This is a genomic window from Pseudomonas sp. FW215-R2 (genome assembly GCF_058789255.1).
Genome location: NZ_JBYTBO010000021.1, coordinates 98,815 through 114,271 on the forward strand (window position 1 = coordinate 98,815; position 15,457 = coordinate 114,271).

Here is a 15,457-nt window from a genome sequence, read left to right on the forward strand (position 1 = left end):
TCCCCAAAAACGCTTACTTGCGTGCCGCCTCCCACGATTTGAGCAGTTCGTTGTAGCTCACGGTTTCGCCTTTCGGTTTCTCGTTGGCCAGTTTTGGTTTAGGTGCGCCAGGCTGATCGAACCAGTATTGCGCGTCGCGCTCGGGGTTCATTTTCGGGGCGCAGGTGGCCTGGGCCTTGGAGCGTTCCAGACGGGTCATGATCGCGTCCTGATCCTTGGCCAGGCCGTCGAGCGCCTGTTGCGGGGTCTTGTCGCCGCTGGCGGCTTCGGCGATGTGGCTCCACCACAGTTGTGCCAGACGTGGGTAGTCCGGCACGTTGGTGCCGGTCGGCGTCCATTGCACGCGGGCCGGGCTGCGGTAGAACTCGACCAGACCACCGAGTTTCGGTGCCAGGTCGGTCATGGCTTGCGAGTTGATGTCCGACTCGCGGATTGGCGTCAGGCCGACGATGGTTTTCTTCAGCGACACGGTTTTCGAGGTCACGAACTGCGCGTACAGCCAGGCCGCGAGTTTCTGTTTCTCAGGCGTGGACTTCATGAAGGTCCAGGAACCCACGTCCTGATAACCCAGCTTCATGCCCTCCTCCCAGTACGGTCCGCGCGGCGACGGCGCCATCCGCCATTTCGGTGTGCCGTCGGCGTTGACCACCGGCAGGCCCGGTTTGGTCATGTCGGCAGTGAACGCGGTGTACCAGAAAATCTGCTGAGCAATGTTGCCTTGGGACGGTACAGGGCCGGACTCGGAGAAGGTCATGCCCGCCGCTTCCGGTGGCGCGTAGGCCTTGAGCCAGTCTACATACTTGGTCGTGGCGAACACCGCGGCCGGGCCGTTGGTGTCGCCGCCGCGGGTCACGCTGGAGCCCACCGGATGGCAGTCCTCGACGCGGATGCCCCACTCGTCCACCGGCAAGCCGTTGGGCAGGCCCTTGTCGCCGCCGCCGGCCATGGAGAACCAGGCATCGGTGAAACGCCAGCCCAGCGACGGGTCTTTCTTGCCGTAGTCCATGTGCCCGTAGATGCGTTTGCCGTCGATTTCCTTGACGTCTTCGCTGAAGAATCTGGCGATATCTTCATAGGCGGACCAGTTCACCGGCACGCCTAGGTCATAACCGTACTTTTCCTTGAACTTCGCCTTCAGGTCGGCGCGTTCAAACCAGTCGGCGCGGAACCAGTAGAGGTTGGCAAACTGCTGGTCGGGCAATTGATAGATCTTGCCGTCAGGTGCGGTGGTGAAGGAAATGCCGATGAAGTCCTTGATGTCGAGGGTCGGCGAGGTGAAGTTCTTGCCTTCGTTGGCCATCAGGTCGGTGATCGACTCGGTCTTGCCGTAGCGAAAGTGCGTACCGATCAGGTCCGAGTCGTTGACCCAGCCGTCGTAGATGTTCTTGTCCGACTGCATCACGGTCTGCATTTTTTCCACGACGTCGCCTTCTTGCAGCAAGTCGTGGGTCAGCTTGATCCCGGTGATTTCGGTGAAGGCCTTGGCCAGCACCTTCGATTCATATTCGTGGGTGGTCAGGGTTTCGGAAACGACCTTGATTTCCATCCCGCGAAACGGCTCGGCGGCCTTGATGAACCACTTCAGTTCTTCGAGCTGCTGATCGGCCGTCAGGGTCGACGGCTTGAACTCGCTGCCGATCCATTTTTTTGCCGCGTCTTCGTACGCATCGGCCCAGGCGGTTGCGCTCAAACCGCTGAGTGCCAGCATGGCTGCCAATGAAATGCTATGTCGCAGCTTATTGTTTTTGTCGAACATAGAGACCTCCTGTTTAAGTTCTGGAGCACGATTGCCGAGCGATTCGACTAGCCCCAACGCATCACAGCCAACAGCCACACCAGGGACAACGCGGACGCTACCCAGATGCTCCAGTCGGTCACGCCGATTACCAGCAGGTGCAGGTAGGCGCTGCCGAGAAGACCGATGAACAAGCGATCGCCACGAGTGGTGGCAATCGGCAGAAACCCTCGCCGCAGGATGCTCGGCGAGCGCAGTTCCCAGGTGGTCATGCCCACCAGGATCAAGCCAATCACGATGAAAAATGCCGCCGTCGGGACGGTCCAGCTCATCCATTCCATCATCAGTTCCTCAGACCCGGCCCAGGGCAAAGCCCTTGGCCACGTGGTTGCGAACAAACCAGATCACCAGCATGCCCGGCAGGATGGTCAGCACCCCCGCCGCCGCGAGCACGCCCCAGTCGATGCCGGACGCCGACACCGTGCGCGTCATCACCGCCGCGATCGGCTTGGCGTTCACCGAGGTCAGCGTGCGCGCCAGCAGCAGTTCGACCCAGGAAAACATGAAGCAGAAAAAGGCTGTCACACCGATGCCGGAGCCAATCAGCGGGATGAAGATCTTCACGAAGAACTTGGGAAAGCTGTAGCCGTCGATGTAGGCGGTTTCGTCGATTTCCTTGGGCACGCCGGACATGAACCCTTCGAGAATCCACACCGCCAACGGCACGTTGAACAGGCAGTGCGCCAGTGCCACCGCGATGTGGGTGTCGAACAGACCAATCGACGAATACAGCTGGAAGAACGGCAGCAGAAACACCGCCGGCGGCGCCATGCGGTTGGTCAGCAGCCAGAAGAACAGGTGCTTGTCGCCGAGAAAGCGATACCGGGAAAACGCATAAGCCGCCGGCAACGCCACGCTCAGGGAAATCACCGTGTTCAGGCTCACGTAGTACAGCGAGTTGAGATAACCGGTGTACCAGCTCGGATCGGTGAAGATCACCTTGTAGTTGTGGAAGGTGAAATCCTGGGGAAACAGCGTCAGGCCGCCGAGGATTTCGGTGTTGCTCTTGAACGACATGTTCAGCAGCCAGTAGATCGGCACCAGCAGGAACAGGATGTAGAGCAGCAACGGGATCACTTTTCTCTTGCTCATGGCCGGGCCTCAGCGGTTGGCGTCGCTATGGGTCATGGCGGTATAGAACAGCCAGGACACCAGCAGGATGATCAGGAAGTACACCAGCGAAAAGGCTGCCGCTGGCCCCAGGTCGAATTGGCCTACGGCCATTTGGGTCAACGTCTGACTCAAGAAGGTCGTGGCATTGCCCGGCCCACCGCCGGTGAGCACGAATGGCTCGGTGTAGATCATGAAACTGTCCATGAAGCGCAGCATCACCGCGATCAGCAGCACGCTTTTCAGCTTGGGCAACTGGATGTGCCGGAACACCGCCCAGGCCGAAGCCCGGTCGATCCGCGCCGCCTGGTAATACACATCGGGAATCGCCCGCAGCCCGGAGAAACACAGCAGCGCCACAAGCGAGGTCCAGTGCCACACGTCCATCACCAACACCGTGACCCAGGCGTCCATGGTGTTGGCCGCGTAGTTGTAGCTGATACCCATGGCGTTGAGGCTCGAACCCAACAGGCCGATGTCCGCACGACCGAAGATCTGCCAGATGGTGCCGACCACGTTCCATGGAATCAGCAACGGAATCGCCAGCACGATCAGCACCACCGACGACCAGCGACCCTTGGTCGGCATCGTCAGGGCGATGGCGATCCCGAGGGGGATTTCGATCAGCAGCACGCACGCCGAATAGATGAACTGACGCAGCAACGAGTCGTGCAGACGCGGATCGAGCAGCACTTGCTTGTACCAGTCGGCGCCGACGAAGTAGCGGCTGGACTGGTCGAAAATGTCCTGCACCGAGTAATTGACCACGGTCATCATCGGGATCACCGCACTGAATGCCACCAGCAGGAACACCGGTAACACCAGCCACCAGGCCTTGTTGTTCTGCACCTTGTTCATGGCTGCACCTCTTCGCTGGCTTCGAGCAGGAACTCATCGGCATAGACCATCAGCCACTGCGCCGGGAAACTGATGTACGCCGTGCCCTGCGGCACCGGTTTGTCTTCGGCCAGGCGCACTTTCAGCGGTGCACCGTCCAGATCCAGGGTCATGATCTTGTAGGTACCGAGGTCTTCGACGTGTACGACCCGCGCCTGCATCGCGTCATCGAATGGTTCGTCCCACACATGAATGAACTCGGGGCGGATGCCAACCTTCAGGTTTTTCCACTGGCCATGTTCGATATGCCGTTGCAGCGCGTCGGACAGCGGCAGATGGGTCGAATTGAAACCGACCCCGCCCGGTTGCGGCTGCACTTCGATCAGGTTCATCCCGGGGCTACCGATGAAGTAGCCGACAAAGGTGTGGCTCGGCCGTTCGAACAATTCCCGGGGTGTGCCGAACTGGACGATCTGGCCGCCGTACATCACCGCGATCTTGTCGGCGAAGGTCGAGGCCTCCAGTTGATCGTGGGTGACGTAGACCATGGTGATGTTGAATTGCTCGTGGATCTGCTTGAGCTTGCGCCGCAGTTTCCATTTCAGGTGCGGGTCGATCACTGTCAGCGGCTCGTCGAAGAGGATCGCCGAGACGTCGTCGCGCACCAGACCACGGCCCATGGAGACTTTCTGTTTTTCGTCAGCGGTCAGGTTGCGTGCCTTTTTACTCAACAGGTTTTGCAGGTCGAGGACTTCGGCGATTTCCTGCACCTTGCTGTGGACTTTGGCCTCAGCCATGCCCTGATTGCGCAGCGGGAAGGCCAGGTTGTCGAACACGGTCATGGTGTCGTAGACCACCGGAAACTGGAAAACCTGCGCGATATTGCGCTTCTCCGGGGTCAGGTCGTTGACCGCTTTGCCGTCGAACAGCACGTGGCCCTGAGACGGGCTGAGCAGGCCGGAAATGATGTTGAGCAAGGTCGACTTGCCGCAACCCGACGGCCCGAGCAAGGCATAGGCGCCGCCCTGCTCCCAGATATGATCCATCTCGCGGATCGCATAGTCCTCGGGTCCGGCGGGGGTACTGGTGTAACTGTGGGCGAGGTGTTGCAAACGAATTTCGGCCATCAGGCAACCCTCGCGACACGCCGGCCCGGTGCCTGCACCAGACGGCCCTGCGCATCGAACACAAACAGTTTATGGGTCGGGATATAGATGCGGATCGGCGCATCGACGTCGTATTCGTGAACGCCGGGCAAGTGCAGCACCAGCAGGAAATGCTCGTTGCGCACGTGCAGGAAGGTTTCCGAACCGCTGATTTCCGCCACCTCGACGGTCACCGCCAGTTCCAGGTCGTCGTCGTTGCTCGGCACCAGCGAGATATGACTCGGGCGCACGCCGAAACGGAACTCGCCTTCGCCCACCGGGCGCAGATCGACGTTCAACGGGAAGTGCACGAAGTTGGCGAAACTCACTTCATTACCGGCGATGCGCCCCGGCATCAGGTTGATCGGCGGCTCGGAGAACAATTCAGCCGCGAGCACCGTTTGTGGCTGGTGATAGACCTCGGTCGACGGGCCGCTCTGGATCACCCGGCCTTCGTGAAGAATGGTGGTGGTGCCACCTAGCGCCAGCGCTTCGTTGGGCTCGGTGGTGGCGTAGATGGCGATGGTGTGGCGCGCCTTGAACAGCTCGCGCATTTCCTGGCGCAGTTCTTCGCGCAGTTTGTAGTCGAGGTTGACCAGCGGCTCATCGAACAGGATCAACTCGGCATCCTTGACCAGCGCCCGGGCCATGGCCGTGCGCTGTTGCTGGCCACCGGAGAGTTCCAGCGGATAGCGCTTCAGGAACTTCTCGATGCGCAGCATCTTCGCGGTTTCCTGCACCTTGCTCTGGATCTGCTCATTGGAGATCCCGGCCTGGCGCAGCGGCGAGGCAATGTTCTCGAACACCGTCATGGTCGGGTAGTTGATGAACTGCTGATAGACCATCGACACGTTGCGCAGACGCACCGGGCGCTGGGTAACGTCGACGCCGTTCATCAGGATGCGGCCGCTGTCGGGCTTGTCCAGACCGGCCATCAGGCGCATGAGGCTGGTCTTGCCGGACAGCGTGCGCCCGAGCAGGACGTTGAAGGATCCAGGTTCGAATTTCAGGCTCGCATCGTCGATCCAGGTCTGGCCCTCGACGGTGCGGCTGACGTGCTCCAGGGTGAGTGACATGGCTCGGCCTTTTTATTATTGGAGTCAAGCGACGTGTGCAGTAGAGCGACATTCGTGCCAGAAATCCCAAGCCGTTGATTCGCCGCGAAAATCGCCGAAAACGCGGGTAAACCACCTTCATTGCTGAACACATTTGAACAGTTCAACGATTGACAATGAACAATAGTGAACAACACTCTATCGATGCTTTTCGGGCCCCGAGGGGCCTCATAACAATAATAAAAACGCTGCTTTCAGAGGCTGACTGTCATGGCCGCACCTGTCCCGCCGCTTTCCCACGAGGCCATCGTTCAGGACTCCTGGTCCCGTTGCCGCGCCTTCGGCCTCAAGCATCAAAGCGTCCCGGCGTTCGATCAGTTGCCCTCCGCCGGCATCGCCCGGTTGCTCGACAGTCACCATTCGCTGGTGCAGACCACCCACCAGGAAGTGCTGCCGTACTACGAGAACATCCTGAGCAATTCCAACTGCCTGATCATGCTGGCCGACAATCAGGGCCAGGTCCTGACGTCCTGGGGCACCCAACGCTTTATCGAGCCGAACCTGGCGCGGGGGTTTCAGGCCGGCGCGAGCTGGATGGAACGCTCAAGCGGCACCAATGCGATCGGCACGGCGCTGGCCTGCGAGCAGGCGGTGCACATCGAGCACGATGAGCATTTCCTCAAGGCCAACCGTTTCATGACCGGCTCCGCCGCACCGATTTTCAACGCCGAGCGCAAGGTCATCGCCGTGCTCGATGTGTCCAGCGACAGCTATCTGCCGCCCTCGCACACCCTCGGCATGGTCAAGATGATGAGCCAGACCGTGGAGAACCGGCTGATCCTCAACCTGTTCCATGGCCAGCACTTTCAACTGACCTTCAACACCGGGCTAAACAACCTCGACAGTCAATGGGCGGGTCTGCTGATTTTCGATGAGAGCGGCCAAGTGCTTTCGGCCAACCGCCGGGCCGACAATCTGTTGGGTGTGCGCTTGTCGCGGGTGAGTGTCGAAAGCCTGTTCAAAGTGTCGCTACTGGAATTGCTCAATCAGCCTGACGGCTTGCCGTTTTCCTTGCAGACGTCGGGCCGCAACCGATTCCAGTGCCTGTTGAAACGGCCTAAACAGGCACCGATTCAGGCGCGAGTATTCGCTGAAGCCAAAGCCATCGAACCGACAATCACCGCCCCCACGGCCATCAGCCTGAGCACCCTGCACTTCGGCGACAGCCGCGTGGAAAAAGCCGTGCGTCAGGCCGAACGCCTGCTGGAGAAAGATATTCCGCTGTTGATTCACGGTGAAACCGGGGTCGGCAAGGAAGTGTTCGTCAAAGCCCTGCACCAGGCCAGCTCTCGCAGCAAACAGGCATTCATCGCCGTGAACTGCGCGGCGATCCCCGCCGAACTGGTGGAGTCCGAGCTGTTCGGCTACGAAAAAGGCGCCTTCACTGGTGCCAACCAGAAAGGCAGCATCGGCCTGATCCGCAAGGCCGACAAAGGCACGCTGTTCCTCGACGAAATCGGCGACATGCCGCTGCCAACCCAGGCCCGCCTGCTGCGGGTGTTGCAGGAGCGTTGCGTGCAACCGGTGGGCAGCAGCGAATTGTTCCCGGTGGATCTGCGGATCATCTCCGCCACCAACCGCTCGTTGCGCGAGCAGGTGCAACTGGGGCGGTTTCGCGAAGATTTGTACTACCGCATCGGCGGCCTCACCCTGGAACTGCCGCCGCTGCGCGAACGCAGTGACAAGCAAGCGCTGTTCAAGCGGCTGTGGGAACAGCATCGCGAACCAACGCAATGGGCGGGATTGAGCCGCGAAGTATTGGAATTGTTCGACCGTCACCCATGGCCGGGCAATCTGCGTCAGGTCAGCAGCGTGATGCAAGTCGCGCTGGCCATGGCCGAAGAGCAACCGGTAAGGCCTGAGCATCTGCCGGATGATTTTTTTGTCGATCTGGAGATGGAGCCGCTGGATACGCCAGAGCCCTTGGGGATCGATCTGAATGACAGCGAGGCGTTGAGTCGGGAGTTGCAGGCGGCCGGCGGCAATATTTCCCATCTGGCGCGGCGGTTGGGGGTCAGTCGCAACACGCTCTACAAACGCTTGCGTCAGGCTGAGTGATCGTGGACCGAAGGCACGTCAAATCGCCGCTCCCACATTAAATTTTCGTCATCTGCGGTTTCGTCCACGACACGAATCCCCTGTGGGAGCGAGCCTGCCCGCAATGACGCCAGTGCGGCCATCAAAAACCATCAAGCCCACCCATTGACCACACCGACCAGACTGTGACGAAATGTTTCAGCTTATCGCTGCATACCTTTGATCCAGACACCTCCCTCCTCCTGCCCCTCACAGGACACGCTCTTTGACCAACATCTGCACCACCGGCCTTGATACCGGCTTTGCCTCTCTCGACTACCTGCAAATCGGCATCCTCGGCATCATTCAAGGCATCACCGAGTTGTTGCCCGTTTCCTCCACCGCCCACATGCGCATCGTCCCGGCCTTGCTCGGCTGGCCGGATCCCGGCTCGGCGTTTTCTGCCGCCATGCAGATGGCCGCACTGGCGGCGGTCATCAGTTACTTCTGGCGAGACGTGAGGCAGGTTGTCAGCGGCAGTGTCGAGGCTGTGCGGCAGCGCGATTTCAACAATCAGTGGTTCATCCTGGCGGTGGCCATCGTACTGGCGACCATTCCCATCGGTATTGCAGGCCTGGCCTTGTCCTCGACGCTCAACGCCTGCAACTCGCCGTTGCGCGGTTTGATGGTGATCGGAATTTCCTGCGTGGTGATGGCGGTGTTGCTGGCCATCGCCGAACTCACGTGCCGCCACCGCCGCACCGTTGGTGAAATGCGTTTGCGCGACGCGCTGATCGTTGGCATTGCGCAAATCGGTGCGCTGATTCCTGGGGTTTCACGCTCCGGGTCGACGCTGACGGCGGCGCTGTTCCTCAATTTCAAACGTGAAGAAGCAGCACGCTTCTCCTTCCTGCTCGGGCTGCCGGCCATCGCGCTGGCGGGTTTGAAGGAGTTGTGGGTGTTGTTCCATGCGCAACTGCCGGCGCAAGCCTGGGCGCATCTGATTTTCGGTCTGGTGGTTGCCAGTATCTCGGCGTTCTTCGCGATCTGGGGCCTGATGCGCTTTCTGGAGAAATTCTCCACCTGGCCTTTCGTGATTTACCGCGCGGTGCTCGGGATTTTCCTGATCGTCGCGGTCAGCACCGGGCTGTTGAGCTAAGGCCCGCCAAAAAAACAAAACCCGCCTGGTGCGGGTTTTGTTTTTTGTGCCTTCGTACAACACACGTTACCGGCAGGCCGGTTCAGCACTCGTGGCGGATACGGCACCCAATGTACGCAGCCCGACCAGCACCACTATCAGCATCGCCAGCCCCGCGAAAATGGCGACGCCGAAACCGGCCCGAGCGCCATAGGCATCAATGATCAAACCCGAGAGCAAGCCACCCAGAGCGACGCCGATGCTGATGCCAGTGGTCATCCATGTCAGCCCTTCGGTGATCCTTGACGGCGGGATGATGATCGTCCCCAGCTTCATGACCACGACCATCGTTGGCGCAAACGATATGCCGGCGATAAACAGCATCGCCGAGAGGACATAAACGTCAGGTGAGAACAGCGGCAATACGCCTGTGATTGCCGTGACCAATATCCCGATAAAGAACTGCTTTTCTATCGGCAGGGAAACCCTCAAGGCACCGAACGTCAGGCCCGCCACCAGCGAACCGAACGCATAGGCGGCGAGGATGAAGGTCGCAGAGGCAGGCCAGCCTTGCGCATTGGCGAAGGCAACAACGGCGACATCGATCGAGCCTCCGATTGCGCCCATCGCCAACAGCGCCAGCACGATGGTGGGAACGCCGGGAATCAGCAGGGTTGAGCCCGTATGCCGCGTATGGCCCACAACAACCTTGGGTTCGGTCTGACGCTGCAGGAGAAACGCCGTCACCCCGACGGCCAGCAGCCCGACCGCGACAAGCGGCCCGGCTTCGGCAAAAAAGCTCACGCTCAAACCGATCGCCAAGGGTGGGCCGACGATGTACGCGAGTTCGGTCAGCACCGTATCCAGAGAGAACGCCGTGTGCAGCTGCGGCTTGCCCCGGAACAATTGCGTCCAGCGTGCCCTGATCATCGACGGCATGCTCGGCATGGTGCCCGCCAATGCAGCCAGAATAAAAAACAATGCCGCCGGCGCCCTCATATGCACGGCGAAGATCAGCGCCAGCAACATGCCGATGCTGAACGTCGTCACGACAGGCAGCACACGGCTTTGGCCACGCTGATCGACGAGTTTCGAGATGTACGGGCCGATCAGTGCATTGGCGAGGGTAAACGTACCGGCGACTGCACCGGCCAGCCAGTAGACACCGGTTTGCTCCACCAGCATGGTAATGATGCCAATGCCGATCATCGCCTGCGGCAATCGCGCAATAGAGCTCGCGAGGATCAGCCCGGTGGCGCCGGGTGTAGATACAAGTTCGCGATAGTGATTAGCCATGATTCCTCCCTTCCGGATTCGCCGCTGATGAGCGTCCTGCCGCGTGCGCTATCAAGACCTATGCGAATACCAAAAGCAATCACAGGCTTTCATTTTGACAACCAAGGCGAGCATTGTTAGATCGTTCCCACGTCGAGGCGTCGAACCGTCTGCGTGGGAATGCCTCAATGGACGCTCCGCGTCCGCTTCGGCATGGGACGCGGAGCGTCCCGGGCTGCATTCCCACGCGGAGCGTGGGAACGATCAATCTCCCAAACAGCAGAAAAACAAAAACCCGCACAAGGCGGGTTTTGTCTGTAACAGGTACAGCGATCAGTCAGCCAGACGCCAGGTCGTGCCGCCCTTGCCGTCTTCCAGCACCACGCCCATGGCGGTGAGCTGGTCGCGGATGCGGTCGGATTCGGCCCAGTCTTTACCAGCACGTGCCGCCAGACGTGCAGCGATCAGCGCGTCGACTTCAGCCGCATCCACGCGCCCTTCGGCGCCGGCCTGCAGGAAGTCATCGGCGTCGAGCTGCAACACACCCAGCACGCTGGCCAGTTCTTTCAGGCGCGCCGCCAGACCGGCCGCCGCATCGAGATCGCTCTCGCGCAGACGGTTGATCTCGCGGACCATCTCGAACAGCACCGCGCAGGCTTCCGGCGTGCCGAAGTCGTCGTTCATCACCGTGGTGAAACGCTCGACGAACGCTTCGCCGCCAGCCGGAGCAACGTTCGGCAGGCCTTTCAACGCGTGGTAGAAACGCTCCAGTGCGCCCTTGGCGTCCTTGAGGTTGTCTTCCGAGTAGTTGATCGCGCTGCGGTAGTGGCTCGACACCAGCAGGTAACGCACGACTTCCGGGTGGTACTTGTCGAGCACGTCGCGAATGGTGAAGAAGTTGTTCAAGGACTTGGACATCTTCTCGCCATTGATACGGATCATGCCGCAATGCATCCACGCGTTGGCGTAGGTCTTGCCGGTGGCCGCTTCGCTCTGGGCGATTTCGTTTTCGTGGTGCGGGAACTCGAGGTCGCTGCCGCCGCCATGAATGTCGAAGGTCTCGCCCAGGCAGCAGGTGGACATCACCGAGCACTCGATGTGCCAGCCTGGACGCCCGGCGCCCCACGGCGACTCCCAGCTCGGCTCGCCCGGCTTGACGCCTTTCCACAGCACGAAGTCCAGCGGATCTTCCTTCGCTTCGTCGACCTCGATCCGCGCACCGATGCGCAGGTCTTCGATCTTCTTGCGCGAGAGCTTGCCGTAACCCATGAACTTGCCGACGCGGTAGTACACGTCGCCATTGCCCGGGGCGTAGGCGTAACCCTTGTCGATCAGGGTCTGGATCATCGCGTGCATGCCAGGGATGTGATCCGTGGCGCGCGGCTCCATGTCCGGCTTCTTGATGTTCAGGCGCGCTTCGTCTTCGTGCATCGCGGCGATCATGCGCTCGGTCAACGCTTCGAACGACTCGCCGTTCTCGTTGGCCCGGTTGATGATCTTGTCGTCGATGTCGGTGATGTTGCGCACGTAGGTCAGGTCATAACCGCTGAACCGCAACCAGCGGGTCACCAGGTCGAACGCGACCATACTGCGGCCATGGCCCAGGTGGCAGTAGTCGTACACGGTCATCCCGCAGACGTACATGCGCACCTTGTTGCCATCCAGCGGCTTGAAGACTTCTTTGCTCTTGGTGAGCGTGTTGTAGATCGAAAGCACGATGGTTCCTTAAGACTTGATCACTGGCCCCACGAATCACGCAGGGTCACGGTACGGTTGAATACCGGCTGACCTGGTTTCGAGTCCTTGATATCCGCGACAAAGTAGCCTTCGCGCTCGAACTGGAAACGGTCTTCCGGCTGTGCGTTGCCCAGCGAAGGCTCGGCACGACAACCGGTCAGCACTTGCAGTGAGTCAGGGTTGATGTTGTCCAGGAAACTCGCGCTGTCCTCGGCCTTCTCCGGGTTTGGAGAACGGAACAGGCGATCGTACAGACGCACTTCGCACTCGATGCTGGCAGCGGCCGGCACCCAGTGGATCACGCCCTTGACCTTGCGGCCTTCAGGGTTCTTGCCCAGGGTGTCCGGATCGTACGAGCAACGCAGTTCGACGATGTTGCCGTCGGCGTCCTTGATCGCTTCGTCGGCACGGATCACGTAGCTGCCGCGCAGACGCACTTCGCCGTTCGGCTCCAGGCGCTTGTAGCCCTTTGGCGGCTCTTCCATGAAGTCATCGCGGTCGATGTAGATTTCACGGGCGAACGGCAGCTTGCGCACGCCGAGTTCTTCTTTCTGCGGATGACGTGGCAGTTCGAGGTTGTCGACCTGGTCTTCCGGGTAGTTGGTGATCACGACTTTCAACGGACGCAGCACGCACATGGCGCGCGGGGCGTTCGCGTCCAGGTCCTGACGGATGCTGAACTCGAGCATGCCGAAATCGACCACACCGTCGGAACGGTTGGTGCCGATCATGTCGCAGAAGCTGCGGATCGACGCTGGCGTGTAGCCACGGCGGCGGAAGCCCGACAGCGTGGACATGCGCGGATCGTCCCAGCCGTTGACGTGCTTTTCATCGACCAGTTGCTTGAGCTTGCGCTTGCTGGTGATGGTGTAGTTCAGGTTCAGACGGCTGAATTCGTACTGACGCGGGTGCGCCGGCACTGGCAGTGCGTCGAGGAACCACTCGTACAGCGGACGATGGCTTTCGAATTCCAGGGTGCAGATCGAGTGAGTGATGCCTTCGATGGCATCCGACTGACCGTGAGTGAAGTCGTAGTTCGGGTAGATGCACCACTTGTCACCGGTCTGATGGTGATGGGCGTGGCGAATGCGGTACATGATCGGGTCGCGCAGGTTCATGTTCGGCGAGGCCATGTCGATCTTGGCGCGCAGTACGCGGGCACCGTCCGGGAACTCACCGGCGCGCATGCGGGCGAACCAGTCCAGGTTCTCTTCCACCGAACGGTCGCGGAACGGGCTGTTCTTGCCCGGCTCGGTCAGGCTGCCGCGGTATTCCTTGGCCTGTTCAGGCGTCAGGTCGTCGACGTAGGCCTTGCCGGCCTTGATCAGTTCAACGGCCCAGTCGTGCAACTGGTCGAAATATTGCGAGGCGTAGCGCACTTCGCCGGACCATTCGAAGCCCAGCCATTTGACGTCGCTTTCGATCGCGTCGATGTATTCCTGGTCTTCCTTGGCCGGGTTGGTGTCGTCGAAACGCAGGTGCGTGACGCCGCCGAACTCCTGGGCCAGGCCGAAGTTCACGCAGATCGACTTGGCGTGGCCGATGTGCAGGTAGCCGTTGGGCTCAGGCGGGAAACGGGTGACGATCTGCGTGTGCTTACCCGAGTCCAGGTCTGCCTGGATGATCGGCCGCAGGAAGTTGACCGGCACGGCAGGGCCGGACTTGGCATTCGAGGTAGGGTCGACAGTGGGCTTGCTCATTAGGATCCTTGACTTACATGTGCGCGGCCGCAAAGAGGGGCCAGACAAAACAAAGCCGCTATCATAGCCGATGCTGTCAAGGGGCTGACAGAGCAGGCCTTAGAAAGGAGCGCATTTAATCGCAGGGATTTGAAAAACAGCCTCGAAATTCGCGCCTGTCACGCTAAACTGCGCACCTTGGCCGAAGCAGGCTGAACCGGTTGCGGGGCCTGAGGCTCCAAAACCACGAATTCCTTATAAAGAGTACTGACCATGACTCAAGTCAAACTGACCACCAACCACGGTGACATCGTCATCGAACTGAACGCTGAAAAGGCCCCGATCACCGTGGCCAACTTCATCGAGTACGTCAAAGCCGGTCACTACGAAAACACCGTTTTCCACCGTGTCATCGGTAACTTCATGATCCAGGGCGGCGGTTTCGAGCCAGGCATGAAGGAAAAGAAAGACAAGCGTCCAAGCATCCAGAACGAAGCCGACAACGGTCTTTCCAACGACAAGTACACCATCGCCATGGCCCGCACCATGGAGCCGCATTCGGCTTCCGCGCAGTTCTTCATCAACGTGGCCGACAACAGCTTCCTGAACCACAGCGGCAAGAACGTTCAAGGCTGGGGCTACGCGGTATTCGGTAAAGTGACCGCCGGTACTGAAGTTGTCGACAGCATCAAGAAAGTCTCGACCGGCTCCAAGGCTGGCCACCAGGACGTACCAAGCGACGACGTGATCATCGAGAAAGCCGAGATCATCGAAGCGTGATATTGCTGATTTCAGACTTGCATCTGGAAGAGGAGCGCCCGGACATTACCCGGGCGTTTCTGGATTTGCTCGCCGGACGCGCCCGCTCGGCGAGTGCGTTGTACATTCTGGGCGACTTTTTCGAGGCGTGGATTGGCGACGATGCCATGACCCCCTTCCAGCGTTCCATCTGCCAGGCCCTGCGCGAACTCAGCGACAGCGGCACGGCCATTTTTCTGATGCACGGCAATCGCGACTTCATGCTCGGCAAGGCCTTCTGCAAACAGGCCGGCTGTACGCTGTTGAAGGATCCAAGTGTCGTGCAGTTTTACGGCGAGCCGGTGCTGCTGATGCACGGCGACAGCCTGTGCACCCGCGACGAAGCCTATATGAAGCTGCGCCGTTACCTGCGCAACCCGCTGAGCCTGTTCATCCTGCGCAACCTGCCCTTGCGCACCCGCCACAAACTGGCGCGCAAGCTGCGCAGTGAGAGCCGGGCGCAGACGCGGATGAAGGCCAATGACATCGTCGATGTCACGCCGGAGGAAATTCCGCGGATCATGCAGGAATACGGGGTGAAAACCCTGATTCACGGGCATACCCACCGACCGGCGATCCACAAGTTGCAGATCGGCGATCAGGCCGCGAAGCGGATTGTGCTGGGGGATTGGGATCGTCAGGGCTGGGCGTTGCAGGTGGATGAGAACGGGTTTGCGTTGGCGCCGTTTGATTTTGCACCGCCGCCTTCACTGCCCGCCCCTGCCACCGTTTGATGATCGTTCCCACGCTCTGCGTGGGAATGCAGCCCGGGACGCTCCGCGTCCCATGCCGAAGCGGACGCGGAGCGTCCA

At 60.2% G+C, this 15,457-nt stretch carries 13 protein-coding genes; 4 read left to right on the plus strand and 9 right to left on the minus strand.

What is annotated here, in order from left to right; translation table 11 throughout:
* Window positions 1-13: 13 nt before the first annotated feature.
* From AC3WRD_RS24510 to AC3WRD_RS24535, 6 genes are read right to left on the minus strand one after another with little or no spacing between them, the layout of a single operon-like run.
* Entirely contained in the window at window positions 14-1,756 is a 1,743-nt protein-coding gene (locus tag AC3WRD_RS24510) for an ABC transporter substrate-binding protein (RefSeq protein ID WP_102622486.1), read from the minus strand.
* A 47-nt stretch (window positions 1,757-1,803) separates the two neighbouring features.
* Complete coding sequence (locus AC3WRD_RS24515) at window positions 1,804-2,076, minus strand: DUF2160 domain-containing protein (RefSeq protein WP_039767461.1); 273 nt, start codon at window positions 2,074-2,076, stop codon at window positions 1,804-1,806.
* Between the two features lie 10 nt (window positions 2,077-2,086).
* Window positions 2,087-2,887 (minus strand): carbohydrate ABC transporter permease, encoded by an 801-nt coding sequence (locus AC3WRD_RS24520; protein WP_085732164.1) that lies wholly within the window; start codon window positions 2,885-2,887, stop codon window positions 2,087-2,089.
* Between the two features lie 9 nt (window positions 2,888-2,896).
* Window positions 2,897-3,763: a carbohydrate ABC transporter permease gene (locus AC3WRD_RS24525; RefSeq protein WP_007981247.1), complete on the minus strand. Its 867-nt coding sequence runs from the start codon at window positions 3,761-3,763 to the stop codon at window positions 2,897-2,899.
* Window positions 3,760-4,869, minus strand: coding sequence for an ABC transporter ATP-binding protein (locus AC3WRD_RS24530; protein WP_102622487.1), 1,110 nt, complete (start codon window positions 4,867-4,869; stop codon window positions 3,760-3,762). The genes AC3WRD_RS24525 and AC3WRD_RS24530 overlap by 4 nt, the downstream gene beginning before the upstream one ends.
* Window positions 4,869-5,963 carry an ABC transporter ATP-binding protein gene (locus tag AC3WRD_RS24535; protein ID WP_007951489.1) on the minus strand — a complete coding sequence of 365 codons (1,095 nt, stop codon included), beginning with the start codon at window positions 5,961-5,963 and terminating at the stop codon, window positions 4,869-4,871. The genes AC3WRD_RS24530 and AC3WRD_RS24535 overlap by 1 nt, the downstream gene beginning before the upstream one ends.
* Window positions 5,964-6,212: 249 nt before the next feature.
* On the opposite strand from AC3WRD_RS24535, the gene AC3WRD_RS24540 reads away from it, so the two are divergent.
* Window positions 6,213-8,060, plus strand: a complete 1,848-nt coding sequence (locus AC3WRD_RS24540) for a sigma-54-dependent Fis family transcriptional regulator (protein ID WP_102622488.1) — start codon at window positions 6,213-6,215, stop codon at window positions 8,058-8,060.
* 244 nt (window positions 8,061-8,304) lie between these two features.
* Window positions 8,305-9,177 (plus strand): undecaprenyl-diphosphate phosphatase, encoded by an 873-nt coding sequence (locus AC3WRD_RS24545; RefSeq protein ID WP_102622489.1) that lies wholly within the window; start codon window positions 8,305-8,307, stop codon window positions 9,175-9,177.
* 66 nt (window positions 9,178-9,243) lie between these two features.
* Here the strand turns inward: AC3WRD_RS24545 and AC3WRD_RS24550 are convergent, their stop codons facing one another.
* The 3 genes from AC3WRD_RS24550 to AC3WRD_RS24560 form a co-directional block, all read right to left on the minus strand.
* Window positions 9,244-10,452: an MFS transporter gene (locus AC3WRD_RS24550; protein ID WP_102622490.1), complete on the minus strand. Its 1,209-nt coding sequence runs from the start codon at window positions 10,450-10,452 to the stop codon at window positions 9,244-9,246.
* Window positions 10,453-10,764: 312 nt separating this feature from the next.
* On the minus strand, window positions 10,765-12,147 hold the full coding sequence (cysS, locus tag AC3WRD_RS24555) for a cysteine--tRNA ligase (RefSeq protein WP_102622491.1): 1,383 nt from the start codon (window positions 12,145-12,147) through the stop codon (window positions 10,765-10,767).
* A 20-nt stretch (window positions 12,148-12,167) separates the two neighbouring features.
* Window positions 12,168-13,868, minus strand: a complete 1,701-nt coding sequence (locus tag AC3WRD_RS24560; protein ID WP_096822284.1) for a glutamine--tRNA ligase/YqeY domain fusion protein — start codon at window positions 13,866-13,868, stop codon at window positions 12,168-12,170.
* A 252-nt stretch (window positions 13,869-14,120) separates the two neighbouring features.
* Here AC3WRD_RS24560 and AC3WRD_RS24565 point away from each other — a divergent pair, with 252 nt between their 5' ends.
* Together AC3WRD_RS24565 and lpxH are read left to right on the plus strand one after the other, a co-directional pair.
* Window positions 14,121-14,627, plus strand: a complete 507-nt coding sequence (locus AC3WRD_RS24565; RefSeq protein WP_085712420.1) for a peptidylprolyl isomerase — start codon at window positions 14,121-14,123, stop codon at window positions 14,625-14,627.
* Window positions 14,624-15,379, plus strand: a complete 756-nt coding sequence (lpxH, locus tag AC3WRD_RS24570; protein WP_102622492.1) for a UDP-2,3-diacylglucosamine diphosphatase — start codon at window positions 14,624-14,626, stop codon at window positions 15,377-15,379. Before AC3WRD_RS24565 ends, lpxH begins: the two co-directional genes overlap by 4 nt.
* Window positions 15,380-15,457: the final 78 nt, after the last annotated feature.